Annotated in this window: 2 protein-coding genes; both read left to right on the forward strand. The window is 66.6% G+C overall.

What is annotated here, in order from left to right; genetic code table 11:
- The first annotated feature begins 223 nt into the window (after window positions 1-223).
- Window positions 224-1,231 (forward strand): LacI family DNA-binding transcriptional regulator, encoded by a 1,008-nt coding sequence (locus tag ACWRN3_RS22700; protein ID WP_476742012.1) that lies wholly within the window; start codon window positions 224-226, stop codon window positions 1,229-1,231.
- A gap of 90 nt (window positions 1,232-1,321) precedes the next feature.
- Complete coding sequence (locus ACWRN3_RS22705; RefSeq protein WP_476742013.1) at window positions 1,322-4,366, forward strand: glycoside hydrolase family 2 TIM barrel-domain containing protein; 3,045 nt, start codon at window positions 1,322-1,324, stop codon at window positions 4,364-4,366.
- Window positions 4,367-4,602 lie beyond the last annotated feature (236 nt).

The following is a 4,602-nucleotide window of genomic DNA, read 5'->3' on the forward strand; positions in this document are numbered from 1 at the left end:
AGACCCACAGCGCCGATGGTACTGCACCCGGGAGGGTGTGGGAGAGTAGGTCACCGCCGGAACATCATTCATGGTCGAGGCCCCAACCACACACGGTTGGGGCCTCCCACATTTAACAAACAAAACAACCCCTGACTTGCTCCATCAGGTATGGTCCCCAAAACCCCCGGTTAGCAGCCATATTTGATGGCGCATCTGGCTCAGCCGCCTAGACTTACCGTCTATGACCCCCCAGATCCCAGGACCCAGGGGCAAGCGGGCCACCATCCTGGATGTGGCAGCTGCAGCCGGTGTATCACGCCAGACCGTGACCCGCGCCATGAATGACATGGCCGGCATCAGCCAGGAAACCAGGGAACGGGTCCAGGGACTCGCAGCGGAAATGGGGTACGTCCCCAGCCGCTTTGCGAAGGGCCTGGTGCAGGGCGCCCGGACTTCTGTAGGACTCGCCATCCCGGACCTGACAAACCCCTATTTTCCGGCCTTTGCCTCCAGCGTGGTTGAGGCGGCCACCGAGCGCGGCTGGAACGTGGTGATGGACGACTACGGCCATGGCACCGGCAGCGCCGTAACTGCCGCTGCCCGGCTCGCGCCCCAGGTGGACGCACTGATCGGCTACTTCGCGCCGCACCCTGACGAAGCGCAGGCGCTGATGGGCCGGCGCCCGGTCGTCGCCATCGACTACCCGGGCACGGACACTGCCGGCGGAATCTCCTTCGACTACCGTCACGCTGCCCGGCTCGCCCTCACACACCTGTCGTCCCGGGGTTGCAGGAACATCATCTTCCTTGACTCTGACCAAGGCAATAACGCCAGCAGCCGGAGTACGGCAGCAGCGGCCGAGGCCGAACAGGCAGGCGTGCACCTCACCCGCCTCCCGGCGGAGCCGTCCGCGGCCGCTGCCAAATCAGCCATCGCCCTCCTCCCAACGGGCGGCAGCCGGGTCGACGGCATTCTCGCCTTCAACGACCTGATGGCAGCAGGCGCACTGAAGGCGCTCCAGGAAGCTGGCAGGTCTGCCCCGAACGATTGTCCGGTCATCGGCATGGACGGGATACCGCTCGGTGAGCTGCTCACCCCCGAGCTGACCACCCTCTCGCTTGACCTTCGCGCGGTGGGCCGCGCCGCCGTCGGACTCGTGGACGGCTTGCTTTCCGGCACAATCAAGGACCGCAGCGCCGAGGCCTTCCTGACCCTCCGGCATCAGCTTGTCCTCCGGCAGTCCGCCTGAGCCCTACTCAAATGGAAATCGACAGGCTAGGCTTCTTCTGCAGCACCGTGAACGTTCACGCACCGTACTCCTCCCCGCCAAGGAAGACACATGCCATTGCACAACCGAGCCGAAACTGCCGGTAACGGCTCCGCCGCCCCGGCCCCCTCCCGCTCCCTGGATCTTGGTGCCGCGGAGGCCCGGGAATTGGCCTCTGCGGCACCGGGGCGGGGAAGCCTTCCAGCACGGGCGTACCTCGAATCCGACGCACCCAGGCTCTCACTCAATGGGGAATGGAAGTTCCGGCTGAGCCCCGGAATCCGGACGGCACCCAACGACGGGTGGCAGCGCGGCACCGGGCTGTCCGGCTTCACTGCCCTTCCCGTCCCCTCGAGCTGGAACATGCACGGCCACGGCTCCCCGGCCTATACCAACGTCCAGTTCCCCTTCCCGGTGGAACCCCCGCACGTGCCGGATGCCAATCCCATTGGCGACCACCTGGTGGCCTTTGAGGCAGGCCCGGAGTTCCTCCCGCACGCCGTGCTCCGGTTCGATGGCATCGATTCTGCCGGGACCGTGTGGCTGAACGGGGTGGAACTGGGGACTACCCGCGGGAGCAGGCTGGCCCACGAATTCGATGTCTCCGGCGTCCTGGTCGAAGGAACCAACATCCTGGCGGTCCGGGTGGCCCAGTTCTCCGCCTCGAGCTACGTGGAGGACCAGGACATGTGGTGGCTCCCGGGCATCTTCCGGGACGTGACGCTGCAAGGCCGGCCGGAGCACGGCATTGACGATGTATTTGTCCACGCGGGCTACGACCCGGGAACGGGCGCCGGCTCGCTCCGCGTTGAGGTGACCCGCTCGGGGCAGGCGATTGACGCCGTCGTCCGCGTTCCGGAACTTGGCCTCGAACTGGCCGCCGGGGTGGAGCAGCAAGTTCCCGGCGTGGAACCCTGGTCTGCTGAAACCCCACGCCTCTACGACGCCACTGTCAGCAGCCCCGGCGAGACAGTATCGCTGCAGGTGGGCTTCCGGAGCATCACCATCGAGGACGCCCAGTTCAAGGTGAACGGCCGGCGGATCCTGCTCCGCGGCGTAAACCGCCACGAGCACCACCCCCGGTTTGGCCGCGTTGTGCCGCCGGATGTGGTGGAGGCCGAGCTGCGGTTGATGAAGCAGCACAATATCAACGCCATCAGGACCTCGCATTACCCGCCGCACCCCGAGTTCCTTGCGCTGGCGGACCGGCTGGGGTTCTATGTGGTTCTTGAATGCGATCTCGAAACGCATGGCTTCCACAGCGCCGGCTGGGCACACAACCCCAGCGATGATCCGCAGTGGGAGGCCGCGCTGCTGGACCGGATGCAGCGGACGGTGGAGCGCGACAAAAACCATCCTTCCGTGATCATGTGGTCGCTGGGCAATGAGGCGGGCACCGGCAGGAACCTGGCGGCCATGTCGCGATGGACCAAGGACCGTGACCCGTCCCGTCCCATCCACTACGAGGGCGACTGGTCGTCGCCCTTCGTGGATGTCTACTCACGGATGTATGCCAGCCAGGCCGAGACGGAGCTCATCGGGCAGGGCATCGAGCCGCCCCTGGAGGATGCCGCACTCGATGCGCGTCGCCGCGCCATGCCGTTCATGCTGTGCGAGTACGTGCACGCCATGGGCAACGGCCCCGGCGGCATGAGCGAGTACCAGGAGCTGTTCGAACGGTATCCCCGGCTTATGGGCGGCTTCGTCTGGGAATGGCTTGAGCACGGGATCACCGTCCCCTCCCCTGGCGGCGGCCACCACTTCGCTTATGGCGGGGACTTCGGTGAGGAGATCCATGACGGGAACTTCGTCACGGACGGGCTGGTGGACGCCGACCGCAACCCACGTCCCGGCCTGCTGGATTTCAAGAAGGTGATTGAGCCGCTGCACATCGGGGTGGCTGACACCTGGGCCGGCTTCACCGTGCGGAACGGGCAGGACTTTGCGGACACATCCGCCTTCCGGTTCCAGTACAAGGTGGAGGCCGACGGCGGCACGCAGCTGGAGGGAACGGTGGCAGTTCCGCCGCTCGCACCGCAGTCCCGGGCTGTTGTGGAGCTGCCGGCGGAGGTGGCCCGGTATGTGGCGGGCCTGCCGGAGAGCCAGCCGGCCGTACTCACGGTCAGCGCCGTACTCGCCGCGGACACTGCCTGGGGTTCTGCCGGCCATGAGGTGGCGTGGGGGCAGGCAGTCCGGGCGGTGCCGCCACCCGCCATGCCGCCGGCCGAAGAACCGGTTGACGTTACCGACCAGGAACTCCGGCTGGGCCCTGCCGTATTCGACCGGGCCACCGGCATGCCCACCTGCATCGGTGGCCTGCCCGTGGAAAAACTGGGCCTGGTCCTGTGGTGGGCACCCACGGACAACGACCTCGGCCGGGAGTGGGGAAGCGCGGACGAGCGGCCCCTTGCCATCCAGTGGAAGGAGGCGGGACTCGACCGGCTGCACACCCGCCTGCTGGGCATCGGCGCCGAAACAACGCCCGACGGCGGCGAGCACCTTCGCGTCAGCACGCGCATGGGAGCGGCGGACAAACAGTTCGGGGTGTTGGTTGACTATGAGTGGACCAGCAGCGCCGGCTCCCTGGCCTTGCGGACCCATGTCACTCCGGTAGGGGAGTGGCTCAACGCCGGCTTTGAGGTGGAGTGGGCGAGGCTCGGGCTGGAACTTGTGCTGGGTGCCGGCACAACCACCGTGGGCTGGTTCGGCCAGGGCCCGCACCAGAGTTACCCGGACACCGGGCAAGGCACCCGGACAGGATGGTTCGAGCTGCCCCTCGCCGACCTGGACGTGGAGTACGTCCGCCCCCAGGAGTCGGGGGTCCGGTCCGGCGTGCAGTCCGCGGTAGTGAGCACGGGTGGCAGGAAGCTGCACGTTTCCGGCGCGCCCTTTGCGCTGACAGTCCGGCCGTACAGCATGCAGGCCCTGGCAGCAGCAACCCACAGGCCGGATCTCATTCCGGACGGGCGCACCTACATCCACCTTGACCATGCCATGAGGGGTGTGGGGACAGCAGCGTGCGGGCCCGGCGTTCTGGAGCCATACCGGTTGAAGCCGCGGGCGGCGGACTTCGAGCTGGTCCTCCGGGTAACGGGGAACGGCGTGCAGCAGATGTGAGCCACTCCATAAAGGCGGCCAACTGACGCAAGAGGGGCGAAAACCCCTGCCTGGGCAGCGAAAAACCGCGTCATTCCGGGGTTTAGGGTGGCCCGTGCGGCCCGGTTTAGCCCGATTTGCGGTGGGGGTTGTGTGCGGGTATTGTTTTCTGAGTCGCCGCCGCTGAAGCGGAAAAATAGCGGCCAACCCCCCTTTTTGAACGGCCTGGAAAATGGTTCGCTTTTATGCGTGCTGTT

This window comes from Pseudarthrobacter sp. rb (assembly GCF_056389225.1).